At 47.0% G+C, this 21,334-nt stretch carries 20 protein-coding genes; 19 read left to right on the top strand and 1 reads right to left on the bottom strand.

Going from position 1 to position 21,334, the window contains the following annotated elements; all coding sequences use genetic code 11:
- The first annotated feature begins 13 nt into the window (after nucleotides 1–13).
- Entirely contained in the window at nucleotides 14–940 is a 927-nt protein-coding gene (locus N179_RS00800) for an LCP family protein (protein ID WP_023467480.1), read from the top strand.
- Between the two features lie 228 nt (nucleotides 941–1,168).
- Nucleotides 1,169–4,096 carry a type I pullulanase gene (gene pulA / locus N179_RS00805; RefSeq protein WP_075642015.1) on the top strand — a complete coding sequence of 976 codons (2,928 nt, stop codon included), beginning with the start codon at nucleotides 1,169–1,171 and terminating at the stop codon, nucleotides 4,094–4,096.
- Nucleotides 4,097–4,164: 68 nt separating this feature from the next.
- Here the strand turns inward: pulA and N179_RS00810 are convergent, their stop codons facing one another.
- Nucleotides 4,165–5,424, bottom strand: a complete 1,260-nt coding sequence (locus N179_RS00810; RefSeq protein WP_050678369.1) for a dicarboxylate/amino acid:cation symporter — start codon at nucleotides 5,422–5,424, stop codon at nucleotides 4,165–4,167.
- Nucleotides 5,425–5,737: 313 nt separating this feature from the next.
- On the opposite strand from N179_RS00810, the gene rpsU reads away from it, so the two are divergent.
- The 17 genes from rpsU to dnaG all read left to right on the top strand — a co-directional run bounded on the left by rpsU (nucleotide 5,738) and on the right by dnaG (nucleotide 21,331).
- The gene (gene rpsU, locus N179_RS00815) at nucleotides 5,738–5,911 is read left to right on the top strand and encodes a 30S ribosomal protein S21 (protein WP_012369719.1); all 174 of its coding nucleotides are present in this window, start codon (nucleotides 5,738–5,740) and stop codon (nucleotides 5,909–5,911) included.
- A gap of 21 nt (nucleotides 5,912–5,932) precedes the next feature.
- Nucleotides 5,933–6,379, top strand: coding sequence for a GatB/YqeY domain-containing protein (locus N179_RS00820; protein ID WP_023467485.1), 447 nt, complete (start codon nucleotides 5,933–5,935; stop codon nucleotides 6,377–6,379).
- A gap of 181 nt (nucleotides 6,380–6,560) precedes the next feature.
- On the top strand, nucleotides 6,561–7,070 hold the full coding sequence (locus N179_RS00825) for an NfeD family protein (RefSeq protein ID WP_023467487.1): 510 nt from the start codon (nucleotides 6,561–6,563) through the stop codon (nucleotides 7,068–7,070).
- Nucleotides 7,067–8,050 carry a flotillin-like protein FloA gene (gene floA / locus N179_RS00830; RefSeq protein ID WP_023467489.1) on the top strand — a complete coding sequence of 328 codons (984 nt, stop codon included), beginning with the start codon at nucleotides 7,067–7,069 and terminating at the stop codon, nucleotides 8,048–8,050. Before N179_RS00825 ends, floA begins: the two co-directional genes overlap by 4 nt.
- A 13-nt stretch (nucleotides 8,051–8,063) precedes the next feature.
- Complete coding sequence (locus N179_RS00835) at nucleotides 8,064–8,534, top strand: hypothetical protein (RefSeq protein ID WP_023467490.1); 471 nt, start codon at nucleotides 8,064–8,066, stop codon at nucleotides 8,532–8,534.
- Nucleotides 8,535–8,705: 171 nt separating this feature from the next.
- Entirely contained in the window at nucleotides 8,706–9,668 is a 963-nt protein-coding gene (locus N179_RS00840; protein ID WP_023467492.1) for a PhoH family protein, read from the top strand.
- Nucleotides 9,669–9,704: 36 nt separating this feature from the next.
- Complete coding sequence (locus tag N179_RS00845; protein WP_058265081.1) at nucleotides 9,705–11,762, top strand: HD family phosphohydrolase; 2,058 nt, start codon at nucleotides 9,705–9,707, stop codon at nucleotides 11,760–11,762.
- Complete coding sequence (ybeY, locus tag N179_RS00850) at nucleotides 11,759–12,235, top strand: rRNA maturation RNase YbeY (RefSeq protein WP_029341033.1); 477 nt, start codon at nucleotides 11,759–11,761, stop codon at nucleotides 12,233–12,235. The genes N179_RS00845 and ybeY overlap by 4 nt, the downstream gene beginning before the upstream one ends.
- Nucleotides 12,232–12,582, top strand: coding sequence for a diacylglycerol kinase (locus tag N179_RS00855; RefSeq protein ID WP_058265082.1), 351 nt, complete (start codon nucleotides 12,232–12,234; stop codon nucleotides 12,580–12,582). The genes ybeY and N179_RS00855 overlap by 4 nt, the downstream gene beginning before the upstream one ends.
- A 48-nt stretch (nucleotides 12,583–12,630) precedes the next feature.
- Nucleotides 12,631–13,029, top strand: coding sequence for a cytidine deaminase (locus N179_RS00860; protein ID WP_023467498.1), 399 nt, complete (start codon nucleotides 12,631–12,633; stop codon nucleotides 13,027–13,029).
- The gene (gene era, locus N179_RS00865) at nucleotides 13,022–13,930 is read left to right on the top strand and encodes a GTPase Era (RefSeq protein ID WP_023467500.1); all 909 of its coding nucleotides are present in this window, start codon (nucleotides 13,022–13,024) and stop codon (nucleotides 13,928–13,930) included. Before N179_RS00860 ends, era begins: the two co-directional genes overlap by 8 nt.
- A 3-nt stretch (nucleotides 13,931–13,933) precedes the next feature.
- Nucleotides 13,934–14,683 carry a DNA repair protein RecO gene (gene recO / locus N179_RS00870; protein WP_023467502.1) on the top strand — a complete coding sequence of 250 codons (750 nt, stop codon included), beginning with the start codon at nucleotides 13,934–13,936 and terminating at the stop codon, nucleotides 14,681–14,683.
- Between the two features lie 288 nt (nucleotides 14,684–14,971).
- Nucleotides 14,972–15,862 (top strand): glycine--tRNA ligase subunit alpha, encoded by an 891-nt coding sequence (glyQ, locus tag N179_RS00875; RefSeq protein WP_029341034.1) that lies wholly within the window; start codon nucleotides 14,972–14,974, stop codon nucleotides 15,860–15,862.
- Nucleotides 15,855–17,915, top strand: a complete 2,061-nt coding sequence (gene glyS, locus N179_RS00880) for a glycine--tRNA ligase subunit beta (RefSeq protein WP_058712883.1) — start codon at nucleotides 15,855–15,857, stop codon at nucleotides 17,913–17,915. Before glyQ ends, glyS begins: the two co-directional genes overlap by 8 nt.
- 21 nt (nucleotides 17,916–17,936) lie before the next feature.
- The gene (gene ccpN, locus N179_RS00885; protein WP_023467507.1) at nucleotides 17,937–18,566 is read left to right on the top strand and encodes a transcriptional regulator CcpN; all 630 of its coding nucleotides are present in this window, start codon (nucleotides 17,937–17,939) and stop codon (nucleotides 18,564–18,566) included.
- A 12-nt stretch (nucleotides 18,567–18,578) separates the two neighbouring features.
- Nucleotides 18,579–19,388, top strand: a complete 810-nt coding sequence (locus tag N179_RS00890) for a pyruvate, water dikinase regulatory protein (protein WP_023467509.1) — start codon at nucleotides 18,579–18,581, stop codon at nucleotides 19,386–19,388.
- 146 nt (nucleotides 19,389–19,534) lie between these two features.
- Nucleotides 19,535–21,331, top strand: a complete 1,797-nt coding sequence (dnaG, locus tag N179_RS00895) for a DNA primase (RefSeq protein WP_023467510.1) — start codon at nucleotides 19,535–19,537, stop codon at nucleotides 21,329–21,331.
- Nucleotides 21,332–21,334: the final 3 nt, after the last annotated feature.

Raw genomic sequence — 21,334 nt, forward strand, 5'->3', positions numbered from 1 at the left:
AGGAGTTCATGACATGAGATCCCGAATGGCGAAAAGAAAACCACGCCTTGTTTGGCGCGTATTGAGTGCGCTCCTACTAGGGTTCGTTCTGATTGCTAGTACATCAGCTGGTTTAGCTTTTTTAAAAGTGAAGCAAACGGCAGACGCGTTCTTAACACCGTTAGATGGAGAGCGGCCGAAACCACTCGAATCGATGAAGCCGGTCAATGTCTTATTACTGGGCGTGGATGAACGGAAAAACGATAAAGGACGTGCCGATGCCATCATGCTTCTTTCATTCAATCCAAAAACAAGACAAGCGACTTCCCTGTCCATTCCAAGAGATATGCAGGTAACCGTGCCGTCTGGCGAAAAGACTAAAATCAATCATACCTATGCCTATGGGGGGGTGAAAGAGACAGTCGAGACGGTGGAGCAGACGTTTGAGACCGATATTCCTTATTATGCGAAAATCAACATGGATGGATTGATTGAGTTGGTCGATGCTGTTGGGGGTGTCACGGTCGACAATCCATCTGCCTTCAGTTGGAACGACCGTCGTCTTCAAAAGGAGTATGAGAAAGGGAAAATTCATCTGACGGGTCTTGAAGCGAGTGGTTACGCTCGGATGCGAAAGCAAGATCCACTCGGCGATATGGGACGACAAATTCGTCAGCGTCAAGTGCTAGAAGCCGTCGGAATGAAGCTTGCTGGACCACAGTTGTTGACGCAACTCGAAAAGATTACGGACGTCATGAAAAACAACTTTACGACGAATATTGGACTCGATGTCGCAGCGCAACTAGCGCAGGAAAATCAGCGGGGGTTCGAACAATTAAAGCCGCTGAAAATCGAGGGAGAAGGATATATCGCAAGTGATGGTGTCTGGTATTTCTTTGCATCGGACGAATCAATGGAACAGACGAAGCAGACAATCGCTAAACTTCTTGCACGATCGTAAGCTATAACTAGTAGTACCATCAGACAAATCAGGATGAGCGTCTCTAGCACATGATTGTGGAGACGCTTTTTTTCTGTCTTCCTCTGATGTAACTCCCCATTCTTTTTGAAAAAAAGTGCTTGGTTCAAAAGTCTTATTTTCGACCAAACCGATGAAATAGGCTTTGACAGGACTTGTAAACGGATGCAAAATGAAAACGATTACATACCAAAAGGAGATGGCTACCGTATGAAACGCATGAGATTCGTTTGTATCGTTGCGCTAACGTTTGCACTGATATTTAGTGGACTCTCTTTATCTGGTCAAGCACTGGAAAAAGGGAAGTCGACATTGGTCATCATTCACTACAAGGCAGACCCGAATGAGGCAGACCCGAATGCCACGAAGGATTGGAATCTGTGGTTATGGGCAAATGGACCGGATTATTTTCCGAATAAAGCTCATGCTTTTAACGGCGAGGATGCTTACGGAAAAATCGCAGCTTATGAATTCCCAGTTGATCAGCCGGAAAAAATCGGCTTTATCGTTCGAGATGATAACTGGAACAAAGATGGGGGATCTGAGAATGATCGCTTCATTACGAAAGACATGATTAAAAATGGTGTTGCTGAAATCTGGATCGAGTCGGGAAGTAAGAACATCTCGACAGTCAATCCAAGCAATGGAGCAGATGTCGAAAATATCGACACGAACATCCACTATTACCGGTATGACAATGATTATGAAAAGTATGGCGTTTGGTCTTGGCCGGAAGAGCAAGATGGCAAGCGATTCGAGTTTGACAAGCAAGATGAGTTCGGTGCCGTTGCCAAGGTAACACTCGATAATCCGACGAAAGCACGTCTTGCAGGCGTTATTCCTCATCTTGAAGGATGGTCGGAAAAAGACGGAGCTGATCGTTTCTTTTATGCAGGGGCGAAAGACATCTGGTTGATTGAAGGGGATCAGACGGTATACTACAGCAAACCGGAAATCGATCGCACACCGAAAATCACAAGCTTTTTAGCAGATGACTTCCGGACGATGACATTGAAAACGAATGCACCGTTGACGGAAGAAGACGTAAAGGCATTTACGTTTGAAGGCGTGACGAATCCAGCCGTGTCAGCAATCGATGCCAAAACGGTAAAAGTCGAAGTCACTTCAGATATCGATTTAGCAAAAGTCGTCCGAGCGTCTCATCCTGTTTTTGGAGAAGCAGTCCTTGAAGCGGGTAAAGTGCTCCGTTCGAAAGCATTCGACCAAAAGTATGCCTACGATGGAAAACTCGGTGTCGACTATCAAAAGTCAAAGACGACGTTTAAAGTTTGGGCACCGACAGCACAAGCGGTCGAGCTCGAATTGTATCGCTTACCAAAGCAACAAGCTGCTACGACAAAAGATATCACGCGCGAAATCAAGATGGAACGAACGGATCGTGGTGTGTATCAAGTGACGGTCAAGGGCGATCTTGACGGTGTCGGATACACATACGAAGTCAAACATGCCAAAGAATCGACGCGTGCGGTTGATCCGTATGCGACAGCAGTCGCCGTCAATGGCGACCAAGGTGTCGTCGTCGACTTACGCGAGACGGATCCAAAACGCTGGACAAATGGAAAAATGCCACTTCGCCATGCGACAGATGCGATCATCTATGAATCACACGTCCGTGATTTATCGATGTTTGATGTGACGAACTCGGGTTACGATTCAGGTATCAAACAAAAAGGGAAGTATCTCGGCGTCATCGAGCCAGGTACACGTTTAACGAAGGATGGTAAGAAAACGAAGACGAAGACGGGACTTGATCATCTGAAGGAACTTGGCATCACGCACGTTCAGTTCATTCCAGTCTATGATTTCAACACAGCTTCCGTCGATGAGACGAACCCGCTTAAATCGTATAACTGGGGTTATGATCCAAAGAACTATAACGCACCAGAAGGATCGTATGCGACAAACCCCTATGATCCAAAAGTCCGAATCAAGGAAATGAAGCAGATGATTCAAGGGCTACATGACAATGGACTTCGTGCTATCATGGATGTCGTCTACAACCACATGTTTGACGCAAAGGCATCAAACCTTGATAAAATCGTTCCTGGTTATTACTACCGTTATACAGAAGGCGGCGATTTAGCGAACGGAACGGGTGTCGGAAACGATACAGCGTCTGAGCGTCAAATGATGCACAAATTGATCGTTGATTCTGTCTCTTACTGGGCGAAAGAATACCACTGGGACGGATTCCGATTTGACTTAATGGGCATTCATGACGTCAAGACGATGAATGATGTCAAACAGGCGACAAAACGAATTGATCCGTCGATTCTCATATTCGGAGAAGGGTGGAGCCTTGGAACACCGCTTCCAGATTCAGAGAAGGCCAACCAAACGAATACAAAACAAATGCCAGGAATCGGACATTTCAATGACAACCTACGCGATGCGCTCAAAGGTAGCGTCTTCATCGATTCAGATGCTGGTTTCATTAACGGAGCAACGGGTCTTGAAACGCGCATCAAACGCGGAATCGTCGGAGAGATTGCTTATAACAAAGAGATTAAAGGATTTACGCAAGAACCAGATCAAGCGATCACTTACGTTGAAGCACATGATAACCATACGCTCTGGGATAAGTTGAACCTGACGAATCCGAAAGACAATGACGCAACGAAGACAAAGATGCATCGTTTGGCTTCAAGTATCTTGTTGACGTCTCAAGGAACAACGTTCATCCATGCAGGACAGGATTTCATGCGGACGAAGGGCGGCGACCATAACTCATATAAATCACCGGATTCTGTCAACCAGCTCGACTGGAAACGGAAGATGGACCGTCAACAAGACGTTGATTATATGACAGGATTGATCGAGTTACGCAAAAAGAATCCAGTACTTCATTTAGCAACAGCAAAAGACATTCGTCGTTACCTGACGTTTGAAGCAGCACCAGCTCAAGTCATCGCGTATCGACTAGATGATTCTGCGCCGAAACAAAAAGAGGATCTCTATGTCATTCACAATGCAAATCGAAAAGCAGTCGACATGAAGTTACCAAAAGGAAAATGGAAGCTGCTTGTAGACGGTAAACAAGCAGGAACCAAAGCAATCCGTAACGTATCAGGTACGGTTCGTGTCGAAGGACTTAGCTCATTCGTCTTATCAAAATAAGTGAACAGATAAAAAAGGACGTTCCGCAGTTGGCGGAACGTCCTTTTCGTCAGTCGAGAAACGTGCAATCAAGCGTAACGCTCATCCGTTTCTTCGTTCTCTTCTTCTTTCAGATTACCTTCTTCCGATTTCGAGACGATGACGGCACATGCTGCGTCACCAGTGATGTTGACGGCTGTCCGCATCATATCAAGAAGACGATCGACACCGATGATTAAAGCGATCCCTTCGACCGGTAGATTGACCGATTGAAGAACCATCGTCAACATGACGAGACCGACACCCGGTACACCGGCTGTTCCGACCGATGCAAGAACAGCTGTCAGGACGACCGTCGCAAGTTGACCTGGCGTCAAGTCAACAGCGTAGACTTGCGCGATGAAGACAGTCGCGACACCTTGCATGATTGCTGTTCCATCCATGTTGATCGTCGCACCAAGAGGCTGGACGAAACTTGAGACGGAACGCGGAACCTTCAACTCTTTTTGAGCCGTTTGCATCGCAACAGGGAGTGTTGCGTTCGACGAAGACGTCGAGAAAGCGAACAGCATGACAGGTGCGAACTTCTTAAAGAAGAAGAACGGGTTCATCTTCCCAAGAAGTGAAACAGTCGAACCATACGTCAATACGGAATGGACGAATAGTGACAAGATGACGACACCCATATAAAGTCCCATTGCTTTTAGCGAATCCCACCCTTGAGAACCGACGGCTGATGCGATCAAAGCAAATGCTCCAAGCGGTGCCATTTTCATGACGAGCGTGATCAAGTACGTCATTAAATCATTACCCTGCTCGATGAACGTCCGTAGTGTCGAGACTTTTTGACCGAGGAACGTGATCCCAAAACCGATAAAGACACTGAAGACGATGATTTGTAGCATATTTCCTTCCGCCATCGACGTGATCGGGTTCGTCGGGAACATACCAACGATTGTGTTGATTATGCTCGTATCTGGTAGATTTCCGTTATCATATTCCAGACCTTGCGTCTCGAAGTTACCAAACGTACCCGGTTTGATCAGTAATGACAAACCGAGAGCAATGACAATTGCGACAGCTGTCGTCGTCATGAAATAAGTGATGGCTTTACCACCAACACGACCAAGCTCTTTTGGATTTCCAAGTCCCATGACGCCAAGGGCGATTGAGAAGAAGACGATCGGTACGACGAGCATCTTAATTAAGTTCAGGAAGATCGTTCCGATGGGTTGTAAAGCATATTTATTCAATCCCTCATAAATCGACTTGTCCGGTAAGGAAGCGAGGACGATTCCGAGAATCACCCCGAGAATCAATCCCCAAATGATGCGCTTTGCTTCTTTCATAAGTAATGTCACACTCCTTTATTTGATAATTGTCTATATTTTGACACATCATCACCCTTTTTGACAAAACATTTTAAAAAATAGATGATAACGCTTACAAAAAAGTTTCTGGATTTTGATGCAGGAATGACTAGATTTTGTTGTCAAACGGATGCAACCATGAGAGGATAGATAAGAACAAAAAGGAACAGCGTAGGGTACAGAAAAGTCGCTAGAATCAACTGTTGACCAAATTGTATATTCCTACTATAATGTTGTATGACGTGTCTGACACGTTTCCTTTAGTCGGTAATATCGGAGGGAGGGAAAACTAGTGGAAACTCGTGTACGTAAAAATGAATCACTTGAAGACGCACTTCGTCGCTTCAAACGTGGTGTTTCAAAAGATGGTACGCTTGCAGAAGTTCGTAAACGTAAACACTACGAAAAGCCAAGTGTAAAACGTAAGCTTAAATCGGAGGCTGCGCGTAAGCGTAAGAAGTTCTAACGTTAGAGAGGGTGTATCCTCATGAGTCTTCAGGAGCGTTTGACAGCGGATATGAAAGAAGCCATGCGTCTACGTGAAAAAGATCGTCTTACGACGATTCGGATGGTGAAATCATCGCTGCAAAATGAAACGATCAAACTCGGTAAGCAAGAATTGACAGACGAGGAAGAATTAACAATTCTTTCACGTGAAATGAAGCAGCGCAACGACTCCCTCCGAGAATTCGAAAGCGCTGGTCGTCACGATCTCGTCGAGAAAATTCAAGCAGAGATTGTCGTGCTCGAAGCTTATATGCCAAAACAGCTTTCCGAGGAAGAAGTACAGGAAATCGTCGACGCAGCTATTGCGCAGACGGGTGCCTCTGCTCCTTCAGATATGGGGAAAGTAATGGGTATCGTCATGCCACAGCTTAAAGGCAAGGCAGACGGTGCGTTAATTAATCGACTCGTCAAACAACGGCTCGCTTAATACATGAAAAAGGTGTCCTTCGGGGCACCTTTTTTGTCGTTCCTGTCACAATTAAAAGTTTCTTAATGAATTCAGAATAGTCATGAAACCTTTTTGTTTTGAAAGCGTATATAATTATAGTAACGAATCAAAGTGCAAAAGAAGCAGCTTCTGACACGAATGAAAAGGGGTGAACGTACGCATGACGTTTAGCTTAGGAATGATTTTGGCGGTCTTCATGATTGGGGTCCTCATGTTACTGGTCGAAATATTCGTCACAGGGTTCGGAATCTTTGGAGTCCTCGGAATCGGTGCGGTCCTTGCTAGTCTGATCATGGCAGGCGCTACAGTTGGTCAAGTAGGTATCGCAATCGGACTTGCTGTATTTCTATCGCTTGCGGCCGGATACTGGGCGTATCGCAGAATTAAATCAAATCAGTCGTTACTATGGCGCGGTTTGATTTTGACGGATTCGACATCGTCTGAAAAAGGCTATCTCTCCCATCAAGACAAAGTACAACTGTTAGGACAAGAAGGAGTCAGTTTGACGCCTCTTCGTCCATCAGGAACGATTGAAATCGATGGGAATCGAATTGATGCCGTAACGGAAGGGACCTTCATTCAAGCGGGGGAAACAATCGTCGTAAAAGAAGTGACGCATGGACGCGTCATTGTTAGAGTCCAACATACGAAGGAGGAGTCCCACACATGACACCTGAACTATTGACCGTATTACTCATATCTGGAGGAATTTTAATTTTCCTCGCCATCTTCTTCACGCTCGTTCCGATCCCACTTTGGATCAGCTCGCTCGCAGCAGGCGTACGTGTATCGATCTTTACATTAGTCGGGATGCGACTACGTCGAGTGACACCATCTAAAATCGTCAATCCGTTGATTAAGGCAGTTAAAGCGGGATTGAACTTGAATACGAATCAACTGGAAAGTCACTTCCTTGCCGGTGGTAACGTTGACCGCGTCGTCAATGCCTTGATTGCAGCACATCGTGCGAATATCGAGTTGAGCTTCGAACGCGCAGCAGCGATTGATCTTGCTGGTCGTAACGTTCTGGAAGCTGTTCAAATGTCGGTTAACCCGAAAGTCATCGAAACACCATTTATCGCCGGTGTGGCAATGAACGGGATTGAAGTAAAAGCGAAAGCCCGGATCACGGTACGTGCGAACATTGATCGTCTCGTCGGTGGTGCTGGGGAAGAAACGGTCATCGCACGTGTTGGTGAGGGTGTCATCTCAACCATTGGTTCGTGTAATGACCAAAAAGAAGTACTTGAGAATCCAGAGATGATCTCACGGACGGTTCTTGCGAAAGGACTCGATTCGGGTACGGCGTTCGAGATTCTCTCGATTGATATCGCGGACATTGATATCGGGAAAAATATCGGTGCGGTTCTGCAGACGGATCAAGCAGAAGCAGATAAGAACATTGCGCAAGCAAAAGCGGAAGAACGTCGCGCAATGGCGATTGCAAGTGAACAAGAGATGAAATCACGTGTTGAAGAGATGCGTGCGAAGGTTGTCGCTGCTGAAGCGGAAGTGCCGCTTGCGATCGCTGAAGCGATGCGTGACGGTAACTTTGGCGTCATGGATTATGCAAACTACTTGAACGTGACGGCAGATACGAAAATGCGTCAAGCAATCGGTGGGCAATCATCACCAAATGACTCACAATAAAGGGTGAGACGGTATGGATATCATATGGGTCGGATTGATGATCGCATTCGGTGTCATCTCCGTCATCTCAAAAGCAGCGGATAAAAAACCGAAGCAGACGAACCGGACACCTTCAAAGGAGTTCGGCGACTATGTGAAACAAATAACCGAACAGGTCGATACGGCGCGACAAGAGATGGTACCTCCACCTGTCGTTCGTAAAAAAGCACCCGCGAAGAAACAACCGGGGGTAACGCAAACAAAAGCGCGACCCGTTCATGAACGAACGGAATTGCAACAACGTTTGGACCAGCGTCAGAAACAACATTCGAAAAAAGGGATGTCCTCTTCGACGATCGGTGAAATCAAAGATAGCGTCGCAGACGGTGCTATTGGAACGTCGAGTCGTTCAGCATCAGCGACGAGACTCTCACAGGATGAAATGCGTCGTGCCATCGTCTGGAGTGAGGTTCTGGGTGCACCCGTTTCAAAACGAAAACGATGATGATTAGACAGTGAGTCGATCCTACGAAACGCGTAGGATCGACTCTTTTTATTTCCCAAAAGGTGGGAACGGGTTTTTCTTTCCATCTTTTCGGCGGAAGTGCTAAAGTGGAAGAGATTAGATATGAAGCGATGACAACTTGTTATCCATGACTAGGAGGCCATTCACAACGTGATATTCAACGAAAGAATCCCATTTGCATTTTCGAATTCAGAACAGATTCAAGCATTCGTCGGTCCGAATGATGCAGTCTTACGTACGATGGAAGCAGAACTTGACGTTCAGCTTACGCATCGAGGAGATGAGCTGTTGGCACAATCCGAACAGGAGCAGTCTGTAATCTTAGCAGGACAGGTCGTAGGCGTCTTGAAACAACTTGTGAATCGTGGAGCTGTTTTGACGGAGCGTGACGCGACGAGCGCCATTCAACTGGCACGTCAAGATCGGGTGGATGAACTACTGGAACTTTACGATACGGTCATTCATACGAATCATAAAGGAAAACCACTTCGTGCAAAGACACTCGGTCAAGCACGTTACGTTCGGGGAATCGACCGCTGTGATTTGACATTTGGTATTGGACCAGCGGGAACCGGAAAAACGTATCTTGCTGTCGTGATGGCGGCAAAAGCGTTAAAGGAAGGTCACGTCAAACGACTTGTCCTGACGCGTCCAGCAGTAGAAGCAGGAGAAAATCTAGGATTCCTTCCAGGGGATCTGAAAGAAAAAGTCGATCCCTATCTACGTCCTCTATACGATGCGCTACATGACGTACTTGGTGTCGAACATACGGCTCGTCTGCTTGAGCGTGGCGTCATCGAGATCGCGCCGCTCGCTTACATGCGTGGACGGACACTTGAACATGCCTTCGTCATTCTTGATGAAGCGCAAAATACGACACGTGAACAAATGAAGATGTTCTTGACGCGTCTCGGATTCCATTCGAAGATGATCGTCACAGGCGATTTGACACAAGTCGATCTTCCGCGAGGAAAAACGTCTGGTCTACAAGAAGCGTTACATTTGCTCGGCAATGTCAAAGGGATTCATTTTGAGCACTTTGGCTCAGCGGATGTCGTGCGTCACCCACTTGTCCGAAAAATCGTTGATGCTTATAGTCAGGATTTGACATAAGCCGTTACGAAAATAGATGGAAAAGGGGGAGATGATATGCGCAAGGTTGGGGTCTGGGTCGGGCTTTTGACAGTAGTATTCTATCTCGTCGTATCGACGATGATGTATGTCAGTGTTCGGCCAGAAGCCTTGTCCGCAGAACCATTCTCAATTGCAGAAGAAGATATCCGGTCACCCTTGACGATGGAGGACCGGGTTGCAACAAATCAAATCAAGGAAAATTCGGTTGCTGCAATCGAGAGTCAGTATACGATCAAACAAGAGTATGCAGCACAACAAATTGATAAAGTCGAACAACTTTTTGCGAGTTTGTCTGGTATCAAAAAAACAAATGAGATCGGTAAAATCAAACAGCGTCTGCGTGGAACGGAGGCGGCAACTCTTTTGAAGGATGATGAGTTACGCTTGCTTGTGACGTCGACGACAGCACTACGGAATACGACACGTGACGTCGTCATCACCGCGATTGAAGAAGCGATGCGTCAACGTATCTCGTCTGATGGTGGTGAAGTAGCGGAGGCACGTGAGAATGCGCGAACGGATATTGAACGTTCGCCACTGTCCTTTTCACTAAAAGCAGTCGCTAAAGCGATGACCGATCAACTGATCGTGACGAACTACGTCTATGATCCGGAAAAGACGGAACAGCTTCGTAAGCAGACGAGTGATAAAGTTGAACCAGTCATCATTTCAGAAGGCGAAGTGATCGTTAAACGAGGCGAAGTGATTTCACAAGATGCCTATCGTCAGCTACAATTAGTCGGCTTGATTTCTGATCGACAGTCGTTGAAACCGTTACTCGGGGCGATGCTTGTCAGTGCGTTGATGACTGCCTTTTTATTTGGATTCATTCACCGTTCAAAACTGCGATACGCTCAAATGGGGCGGATTCGATTATTCGGGCTTGTCTACCTCGTCGTCAGTCTACAATTACTCGTCATGTATGGTATGGCGTTCTTAGCAGACGACATCAATCCAGCATTTTACTTACTCACGCCGACCGCTTTTGCTGCGCTCGTCTTGCGCAATTTATTGAACGAACGGATTGCATTATCGAGTTCTCTGTTTACGGCGCTTGCCGGAACGTTCTTCTATAGTACGAACCAGAACTTCAGCTTCAATATCGCAATCTATTTATTGGTCGGTGGTTTAGTCGCAACGTTTTTCCTGCGCTCTAGTTTGTCACGACGTCGTATTTTCATGAGCAGTGTTTCGATTGCCGGAGCAAACATCGCGATTTTCTTAGCATTCGTCCTGTTACGAAGTGGAACGTTCGAACTACGAGAAACGCTGATTTTAGTTGGTTTTGCGATTGCGAGCGGTATCTTGAGTGCCGTCCTAGCAATTGGACTATTGCCGTTTCTTGAGATGACATTCGGTATTTTAGCACCGACCCGCCTACTCGAACTGTTGAACCCGACGCATCCGTTACTCAAAAAACTATTAGTTGAAGCACCGGGAACGTACCATCATAGTATGATGGTCGCGAACCTAGCAGAAACAGCCTGTGAAGCAATCGGAGCAGATGGATTGCTTGCACGAGTCGGAGCCTACTATCATGATTTAGGGAAAACGCGACGACCGCTTTATTTCATTGAAAACCAGCATGGACGCAATCCCCATGATCGATTGACACCGGAAGAGTCGGCACGTGTCATCTTGGCACATACCGAGGATGGTGTTGAATTACTCGAAGACGCAAAACTGCCAGCAGCGATCATCGATATTTGCCGCCAGCATCATGGAACCTCTCTGCTGAGATACTTTTATGTCAAGGCAGCAGAACAAGGTGAGGTCGATGAGGAGACGTTCCGTTACACGGGTCCGAAACCACAAACTCGTGAAGCGGCGGTCATCATGATTGTTGACTCGATTGAAGCGGCAGTTCGTTCGATGAAAGCTCCTTCAGAAGAAGGAATTCGGGACTTGGTCGCGAAAATCATTCGTGAAAAGATGATGGATGATCAATTTGCGGAATGTGACATTACGACACGTGAGATTTATCGCGTTGGTGAAAGTGCGTGTCATACCTTATCCGGTTTGTTCCATGAACGAATCGAGTATCCAGAATTAAAGAAAGAGGCAACGACATGAATATTTATATGACAGACGAAAATAATCGTCTAACGGAAGAACAACGACAGCTTGTCGAATCGATTTTGATTTACACGGCGGAACAAGAAGAAGTCGATTCAAATAGTGAGTTGTCCGTGACTTTCGTCTCAAACGATGAGATTCAAGAAATCAATCGTGAATGGCGTGGAAAGGATCAGGCGACAGACGTCATTTCCTTTGCGATGGAAGAACTCGGAGAAGATGAAATCGATTTTGGATTGCTCGAAGACGAACCAATCGTCCTCGGCGATTTGATCATTTCCGTAGAACGGTGTCGTGAACAAGCGGCAGAGTATGGGAATCATTTTGAGCGAGAGCTCGGTTTCCTCGCTGTCCATGGTTTTCTCCATTTACTCGGATACGATCACATTGAAAAAGCAGATGAGGAAGTCATGACGAAGCGACAGGAGGAAATCCTGCATCACTTCGAGTTATATCGGGGCACATTGTGAAAAGCTGGTGGCAACCCTTTCGACATGCCATGAACGGATTGCGCCAATCGATTCGAGAAGAACGGCATATGAAAGTTCACGTGACAGTTGGTGCCATCGTGTTGCTTGTCGCCTTTCTATTACCCTTGACGTCTGTCGAGCGAGCGATCCTCTTCTTGACGGTCGGGATCGTCATCAGTGCCGAGATGTTCAATACAGCGTTTGAGCGCGTCGTTGATCTCGTGACGCAGGAATGGCATCCACTGGCAAAAGCAGTCAAGGATATTGCAAGTGGAGCTGTTCTTGTGTTGGCGCTTACATCTATTGCAATTGCACTATGCATCTTCATCCCATATTTGGTACAATAAGAATCCGGCCTTTTTGGCCAATACCGTTCCTAAGAAGGGGATACTCACATGAAAACAGAACAATTACTCGAACAAGCTAAACGTGCACGCGAAAAAGCGTATGTTCCATATTCGAAATTCCAAGTCGGTGCTGCTCTACTAACAAAAGACGGACAAGTCTTCCATGGTTGCAATATTGAAAACGCTGCATATGGTCTTTGTAACTGTGCAGAACGGACAGCAATCTTCTCTGCGTGGGCACAGGATGCGCGCGAGTATGCAGCGATGGCTGTCGTTGCGGACACAGAAGGACCGGTCGCACCATGTGGACAATGCCGCCAAGTGCTATCAGAGATGTGTGACGCAGATATGCCAATCTATTTGACGAACCTTAAAGGGGATGTCACAGAAACAACAGTGGGCGCCCTCTTACCAGGAGCATTCACGAAAGGGGATTTACATGTTTAAAGAAGGATTCAAATCGGGCTTTGTCTCGATCATCGGACGCCCGAACGTCGGAAAATCGACATTCCTCAACCGTGTCATCGGACAAAAGATTGCCATCATGTCTGATAAGCCACAAACGACGCGAAATAAAATCCAAGGTGTCTATACGACAGAAGACGTTCAGACGATTTTCATCGATACACCAGGGATTCATAAACCAAAACATAAACTCGGTGACTTCATGATGAAGGTCGCAACGAACGCATTGCGTGAAGTTGATGCGATTTTGTTCATGGTCAACGTGACAGAACCAAAAGGAAAAGGCGACGATTTCATCATTGAAAAATTGAAGGAACTCGATACACCCATCATTCTCGTCATGAATAAGGTCGATTTGATTCATCCGAATGATATTCCGCCAATCATCGAGTCATATAAAAATGAGCTCGAGTTTGCGGCAGTCGTTCCGATCTCTGCGCTTCAAGGTAACAACGTCGGACCGTTACTTGAAGAAATCGCGAAGATCTTACCAGAAGGACCGATGTATTATCCGGCGGATCAAGTCACTGACCACCCGGAGCGTTTCATCATCTCAGAGATGATTCGTGAGAAAGTCTTGCAGAAGACACGCGACGAAGTACCACACTCGATCGCAGTCGCGATTGATCAAATCAAGACGCGTGAGAATGGAAACATGGTCGATGTCCATGCGACGATCTTGATCGAGCGCGATTCCCAAAAAGGAATCATCATCGGTAAACGCGGAGCACTTCTAAAAGAAATCGGCTCTGAAGCACGAACGGACATCGAGATGTTACTCGGAACAAAAGTTTACCTGAACTTGTGGGTCAAAGTCCAAAAGGATTGGCGTAACAAGGCCGGTCAATTGCGTGAACTTGGCTTCCGCGATGACGAGTATTAAGCGATGATCGATAAGGCGGAAGGGCTTGTACTACGAACGGTCGTATACGGTGAATCGAATAAGATCGTCACGCTACTGACACGTGAATACGGCAAGCTCGCCGTCATGGCGCGAGGAGCGAAGAAGCCGGGTAGTCGTTTCAACGCGGCAAGCCAGCCTTTCGTTCGAGCCGTCTATATCTATCCACGGTCACGTGGTCTCGGTCAGTTGAAATCAGCAGACGTCATCACGAGCCACGCGCATATCCGGCAAGATGTCGTCTTGATGGCGTATGCGATGTATCTACTGGAGCTGGCAGATAAAGCGCTTGATGAACGAGTGCCGCAACCGGCACTCTATGATTTGTTCGTCGAAGGACTGGAGGCGATGGATGAAGGACTTGATCCCGACGTCGTCTCTTTCATCATCGAGTTGCGCCTGTTGCGTCATCTAGGGATTGCGCCGCACTTGAATGGCTGTACGATTTGCGGGAGTGCTGAAGCACCGTTTGCTTTTTCGTTACACCACGGTGGTCTACTCTGTCGCCGGCATCGCCATGAGGATGAACATGCTGTCTTTATGTCAGAGGCAGTCGCGAAGATGCTCTATGTGTTTTCTGTCTATGATTTCTCGCGGATCGGGACAGTGACGGTGAAGCCGGAAACGAAGCGTCTATTGCGTCAAATCATGGATGCTTATATGGAACGCTACAGCGGGTTACGTCTACGTTCAAAACGTGTCCTCGACCAGTTGATTGATTTCGGCAACGATTGACAGCAACAAGCGGGTTCGGTAGAATAAATGCGGTAGAAGCAACTAAATGAACACGATGACGAAAAGGAGTACCGTCTTTTTCTCAATCAAGCGATTCCAGGGTGGTGTGAGCTGGGAGTGAGAGGGGCGCGAATGGCGTTTCGGAGTGTTCTTTGTCAAAAAGAGTGGCATGCGATGCATGCAAGTAGGGTGGAACCGCGGGCTCGTCTCGTCCCTATGTGCAACGATTGTTGTACATAGGGGCGTTTTTTGCGTTCCTTAATCATTTCGGAGGTGAAAGTCGTGAAGATGACAGTACAAGACATGATCTTGACATTACAAAAATTTTGGGCAGAACAAGGCTGCTTGACGATGCAAGCATACGACGTAGAAAAAGGAGCCGGTACGATGAATCCGATGACGTTCTTACGGAGTCTCGGACCAGAACCATGGAACGTTTGTTATACAGAACCATCACGCCGTCCGGCTGACGGTCGTTACGGGGAAAACCCGAACCGTCTGTATCAACACCATCAATTCCAAGTCATCATGAAACCATCACCTGACAACATTCAGGAATTGTACTTACAAAGTCTCGAGTTGCTTGGTATCAACCCACTCGAACATGATATTCGTTTCGTAGAGGATAACTGGGAGAACCCGACGTTCGGTGCTGCAGGTCTCGGCTGGGAAGTATGGCTGAACGGGATGGAAATCACACAATTCACGTACTTCCAACAAGTCGGTGGAATCGAGTGTAATCCGATCGCAGTCGAGATCACTTATGGAATCGAGCGTCTTGCGTCGTACATTCAAGACGTTGAGAGTGTCTTTGATCTCGTTTGGACGGATGGCTTCAAATACGGTGATATCTTCTATCAACCGGAGTTCGAACATTCGAAGTATACGTTTGAAACGTCAGATGTCGCATTACTTTTCACGTTGTTCGATCAATATGAAAAAGAAGCGAATCGTGCCTTGGACGAGAACCTCGTTTTCCCAGCGTATGATTACATCTTGAAATGTTCACATACCTTTAACCTTCTCGACGCGAAAGGGGCGATTTCCGTCACGGAACGCACAGGATTCATCCATCGTGTCCGGAACATGTCGCGTCGTTGTGCGCAAAGTTTCATCGAAGAACGGGAACGTCTTGGCTTCCCATTGATCAAGTCGAAAGCAGGTGAGTCACATGCATGAATTATTACTTGAAATTGGTTTAGAAGAGATGCCGGCTCGATTCGTCCTTCAATCCGAAACACAACTCAAGGAGCGCGTGACGCGTTTTCTTGAAGAAGCACGGATTGAGTTCGCGAGCGTCGAATCCTTCTCGACACCACGCCGTCTTGCAGTGTACGTCAAAGGTCTCGCAGCACGTCAAAGCGACCTCGAAGAAACATTAAAAGGACCAGCAAAACGAATCGCGATGGACGAAGCAGGGAACTGGACGAAAGCAGCCGAAGGGTTTGCGCGTGGTAAAGGGTTAACGACGGACGATCTCTTCCTTGGAGAAGAAAAAGGAGTCGAGTATCTCTATGCGACACGTAAGGAAGTCGGACAAGCGACAGCCGATCTACTTCCTGGACTAAAACAAGTCGTCGAAGCGATGACATTCCCGAAAAACATGCGTTGGAGCACACAATCGTTACGTTACATGCGTCCAATTCGTTGGTTGATTGCCCTGCTTGACGATCAAGTCATCCCGTTTGAAGTCGCATCCGTCGAAACGGGTCGGACATCACGTGGACATCGTTTCCTCGGGCAGGACATCACGATCCTGCGTCCGAACGCTTATGTTGAAGCGCTCGCAGGAGAAAACGTCATCGTCAGTTATGAAGCACGTCGTCAATTGATCGAAGAACAAATCGCAGCGCTTGCGGCACGCGAACAATTCGAAGTGCCGATCGATGCGTCTTTACTTGAAGAAGTCACGAACCTCGTCGAGTATCCGACAGCCTTGTTCGGTGCATTCGATGAAGCGTATCTTGAGTTACCAGAAGAAGTCTTGATCACGACGATGAAAGAACACCAACGTTACTTCCCGGTCAAACGTGACGGTGCGTTGCTCCACTATTTCGTCACGGTACGAAACGGAAACGCAACACATCTTGAAAACGTCGCACGCGGAAACGAAAAAGTCATCCGTGCCCGTTTAGCCGATGCGCAGTTCTTCTATGAAGAAGATAAAAAAGCAGATATCGATGAACAGGCGAAACGTCTTGATAAAATCGTCTTCCATGAAAAATTAGGAACGACAGGCGAAAAAGTCCGTCGCGTCCGTCAGATGGCACTCGCACTTGCAGATCGTGTCGGTGCAGACAAAACACGTGTCGAACGTGCAGGACAGATCTATAAATTCGACCTCGTCAGTCAAATGGTCTATGAATTCACAGAATTGCAAGGTCTGATGGGTGAGCGGTATGCGAACATGAAGAATGAGGATCCGGAAGTCGCGGCTGCGATTCGTGAACATTACATGCCACGCTTCGCGGGGGATGCAAGTCCGGAAACACCGACAGGAACACTCTATGCGATTCTCGATAAGATGGACAGCGTCGCTGGATTCTTTGGTGTCGGTATGATTCCAAGTGGATCAGCGGATCCGTACGCATTGCGTCGTCAAGCACAAGGGATTGTTCAGATTTTATCAGATCGCAAGTTGAATCTGACATTGACTGAATTGATTGCCTTCGTCGTTTCAGAACAGGTGGCAGCAGGTCTTTACGCGAAGGATGCCGAAGAAGTCCAATCTGCATTACAAGACTTCTTTGCACAACGCTTGAAATACCGTCTATCGGAAATGAACTTCCGTCATGATGTCGTCGAAGCCGCTCTTGATCATACGTTGACAGTCGAAGCGAATGAGCAACGTGCTGCAATGCTTGAAAGTGCGACGAAAAAAGAATCGTTCAAGAAAACGGTCGAACAACTCAGCCGTGTCTTAAACATCTCGAAAAAAGCAGAAGACGTCACAACTGTTAATCCAGCGCTCTTTGAAAATGATGCGGAACGCGCGTTGCATGAGGCGATTGAGAAGACCTTACCAGAGGTTGATCAAGCAATCGCGTCACTTGATTATGAACGAGCGCTTGAGGCACTTGATGCAACCGTTCCGTCGATTACAGCCTACTTCGACGGTACGATGATCATGACGGACGACGAAACAGTCCGTACGAACCGTCTTAGCGAAATGAAACGATTTGCGCAAGCCATCGAATCAGTCGCCCGGTTCAATGCACTTACTTTAGCGTAAAGAAAAAGGACGGATGAGCCGATGAAGTTAAATGAACGGCAAAAAAAGATACTCCAAATCGTCAAAGAGAATGGTCCGATCACGGGAGAGCAGATTGCTTCTGCACTCTCCCTGACACGGGCGACATTACGACCCGATTTGTCGATTTTAACGATGACCGGCATGCTAGAAGCGCGTCCACGTGTCGGCTATATGTACGTTGGAAAGAAAAATGCGTCCATGCTTCATGAGAAACTCGACACCTTGACCGTCGGCGAATTCATGTCGTCGGCAAAGGTCATTCATGAAGGGATGACCGTATACGATGCGATCGTTCACTTATTCCTTGAAGATGTGGGTTCGCTGTTCGTCGTCAGTAAGGACCATGCGTTAGTCGGTGTGTTGTCACGTAAGGATTTTCTACGTGCGGCAATCGGTAATCAAGAATTAGATACGTTACCGGTCAACATCATCATGACACGGATGCCGAATTTGACGGTCTGTGAAAAATCGGAGACGTTGATTGGTGCCGGTATGAAACTGATCGAAAAACAGATTGATTCAATGCCAGTCGTCGAAGAGGAGAACGGCGTCTTGAAAGTCGTTGGTCGAATGACGAAGACGAACATGACGAAAGTGTTGGTCGCTTTAGCACGTGATGAAGAAATTTAAGGAGGGTTCCTGATGCGTCAACGGATTTATGTCGTGAGTGACTCTGTCGGAGAGACGTGTGAACTCGTCGTCCGCGCAGCTGCAATCCAATTCCCGGAACAAGCCATCGAAACGGTCCGCATTCCGTTCGTCGATGATGATCAAGTTATTTATGACTTGGTTCTTCATGCGAAAGAAGAACAAGCGACAATCGCTTTCACGATCGTTCATGCGACCCATCGTCGTCTGCTTGCAAACACAGCTCGCGCCCACGGTGTTAAAGCGATTGATCTACTTGGTCCATTGCTTGACACGATGGAAGATCGCTTGCAGATGCAACCGAAGGAAGAGCCAGGGTTAATCTATCGCCTAGATGAGGAGTATTTCCGAAAAATCGAAGCGGTTGAATTTGCTGTCAAGTATGACGATGGACGTGATCCAAAAGGTATCAAACGTGCGGATATCGTCTTGATCGGGGTGTCGCGTACATCAAAGACACCACTTTCGCAGTATCTGGCTTTGAAGCGATATAAAGTAGCGAACGTACCACTCGTACCTGAATCGATCCCGCCAGCGGAGCTATTCGATATTCCAAAAGAAAAATGTTTTGGACTACTCATCTCACCGGAAAAGTTGATCGACATCCGAATGGAACGCCTGCGTTCATTAGGACTCAAACCAGAAGCAGCATACGCGCAGATGGACCGAATCAACCGGGAACTCGAATACGCACGGAATTTATACGAACGAATCGGTTGCCAAGTCATCGACGTGACAAATAAAGCAGTCGAGGAAACGGCAAACCTGATTTTGACCGGAATTTCCGGGAAAGCGCATGACTAGTCAAGCAGTCAGGAACATAGTATACTTGTTTAGCTGATAAATGAGATAATGCCCTTTTTCTAATGAAACGGAACGAGTCATCGTTCCGTTTCATTGCGGGTATGGTCATGTAAGGATAAGTTCTCAAGGAAAGGGGAGAGGACGGAATGAAGCGAATTCCTGATGAAATCGTCGATCAGGTCCGCCAAGCAACGGACATCGTCGAATTGATTTCAGAACGTGTAGAATTAAAAAAACAAGGGAATCGATATTCAGGGCTTTGCCCGTTTCATTCTGAGAAATCACCTTCCTTTTCTGTTTCTCCTGATAAAGGGATGTACTACTGTTTTGGATGTGGTGCAGGTGGAAACGCAATCACTTTCGTCATGGAAACAGAAGGAATGAGTTTCAAGGAAGCCGTCTCTAAATTAGCTGATCGAAGCGATGTCACACTTCCGGAACTGGAGCCGGATCGATTCGAACAATCGGAATCGACACCCGAACAGGAAAAGAAGTTCCGGATGCGCGAGGCACATCGGATCGTCACCGAGTTGTATCATGAGGTGTTGATTCAAACGGAAGCAGGCGATGCGGGACGAATCTATTTAGAGAATCGTGGTATCCGTGAAGGTGCGATGCGTGAGTTCCGACTCGGGTATGCACCGGATCAAGATCGTTTTACAGTGGATTCCTTGGCACGACGTGGGTTTGATTTAGATGAGATGGTCGAAGCGGGATTGATTTCAATCGGACGCGATGGCGATTATCGAGATCGATTCAACGGTCGAGTCGTATTTCCTATCTCCGATCGTGATGGCACGATCGTCGGATTTAGTGGACGTTCGATTGATGGTCGTGATCCGAAGTATGTCAATACAGCGGAAACACCTTTGTTCAATAAAAGTGAACTGTTATTCGGATTCGCTCAAGCACGAGGAGCGATGCGCAAAATCAAACAAGTCGTCCTCGTTGAAGGGAATCTTGATGTTGTGCGTGTCGCTCAAGCGGGTATACCTTATACGGTAGCCTCTTTAGGAACAGCCTTAACACCGGTTCATGCCCAAAACCTAGCACGTATCGTCGATGAAGTCATTATTTGTTATGACGGAGACAAGGCAGGACGCGCTGCGACGTTAAAAGCCCTACAGTTGCTTGAAGCCGTTGCCGTCGACTGTTCCGTCATCCGTTTACCGGATGGCGAAGACCCGGATTCCTTCATTGGGAATCAGGGCGAAGAGACGTTTTTACACTGGATTGAACAAGAACGGGTTTCAAGTCTTGAATTCAAATCTTTTTATTTTCGACAAGGAAAAAACTTGCGATTAGAAGGAGAACGCGTTCGATATATTGAAACTATGCTTGAAGAGATTGGTCGAACATCCAATCCGTTGTTACGGGACATTTATTTAGGAAAACTTTCTGAGGAATTTAAACTCTCGAAAGACTCCTTGATCGCACAAGTGCGTCCAACCGTCCAACAACCGAAGAGAGAACAAATCGTTTCCGATCGCCCAGCTGCTCTACCGACAGCACCTCCTGACCGAACGTTCGCGAACTGGAAAAAGGCAGAACGCTTCTTGCTTGCCTACATGATCCGTTCAGAAGAAGTATGTCTTGAAGTGCGAGAGCAACTAGGTGTCCAATTCAATGATCCGGCACACCAATTGATTGCCGGCAAGCTATATGAATTTTACGGAGCAGGTACGCAAGGAAGTCCTGATCGTTTTTTGACGATGTTGCACGACGCCTCTTTGCAACGAATCGTAGCGGATTTAGAGTTCATGCTAATGCCTGAATATGATCCTGATTTACTCAGTCACTACATTCGTGCCGTCCAAAATGAACAGCAACGTCGTTTGTTAGAAGAAGAAAAGTCACGATTGAATCAACAAACAGATATCCGTGCTCAAGCGGAGCTGATGCAGGCGATCATAGAACGGAAGCGTCGTTTAAAAGATCGATGACCT

This window comes from Exiguobacterium indicum HHS 31 (genome assembly GCF_001939065.1).
In the GTDB taxonomy this organism is placed as follows: domain Bacteria; phylum Bacillota; class Bacilli; order Exiguobacteriales; family Exiguobacteriaceae; genus Exiguobacterium_A; species Exiguobacterium_A indicum.

Coding starts and splice junctions, on each gene's coding strand:
- N179_RS00835 (WP_023467490.1), top strand. CDS start 8,064: ATGGATATCATATGGGTCGGATTGATGATCGCATTCGGTGTCATCTCC.
- recO (WP_023467502.1), top strand. CDS start 13,934: ATGATCGATAAGGCGGAAGGGCTTGTACTACGAACGGTCGTATACGGT.
- ccpN (WP_023467507.1), top strand. CDS start 17,937: ATGAAGTTAAATGAACGGCAAAAAAAGATACTCCAAATCGTCAAAGAG.
- N179_RS00800 (WP_023467480.1), top strand. CDS start 14: ATGAGATCCCGAATGGCGAAAAGAAAACCACGCCTTGTTTGGCGCGTA.
- N179_RS00820 (WP_023467485.1), top strand. CDS start 5,933: ATGAGTCTTCAGGAGCGTTTGACAGCGGATATGAAAGAAGCCATGCGT.
- dnaG (WP_023467510.1), top strand. CDS start 19,535: ATGAAGCGAATTCCTGATGAAATCGTCGATCAGGTCCGCCAAGCAACG.
- glyQ (WP_029341034.1), top strand. CDS start 14,972: ATGACAGTACAAGACATGATCTTGACATTACAAAAATTTTGGGCAGAA.
- N179_RS00825 (WP_023467487.1), top strand. CDS start 6,561: ATGACGTTTAGCTTAGGAATGATTTTGGCGGTCTTCATGATTGGGGTC.
- ybeY (WP_029341033.1), top strand. CDS start 11,759: ATGAATATTTATATGACAGACGAAAATAATCGTCTAACGGAAGAACAA.
- N179_RS00890 (WP_023467509.1), top strand. CDS start 18,579: ATGCGTCAACGGATTTATGTCGTGAGTGACTCTGTCGGAGAGACGTGT.
- N179_RS00810 (WP_050678369.1), bottom strand. CDS start 5,424: ATGAAAGAAGCAAAGCGCATCATTTGGGGATTGATTCTCGGGGTGATT.
- era (WP_023467500.1), top strand. CDS start 13,022: ATGTTTAAAGAAGGATTCAAATCGGGCTTTGTCTCGATCATCGGACGC.
- N179_RS00860 (WP_023467498.1), top strand. CDS start 12,631: ATGAAAACAGAACAATTACTCGAACAAGCTAAACGTGCACGCGAAAAA.
- N179_RS00845 (WP_058265081.1), top strand. CDS start 9,705: ATGCGCAAGGTTGGGGTCTGGGTCGGGCTTTTGACAGTAGTATTCTAT.
- pulA (WP_075642015.1), top strand. CDS start 1,169: ATGAAACGCATGAGATTCGTTTGTATCGTTGCGCTAACGTTTGCACTG.
- glyS (WP_058712883.1), top strand. CDS start 15,855: ATGCATGAATTATTACTTGAAATTGGTTTAGAAGAGATGCCGGCTCGA.
- floA (WP_023467489.1), top strand. CDS start 7,067: ATGACACCTGAACTATTGACCGTATTACTCATATCTGGAGGAATTTTA.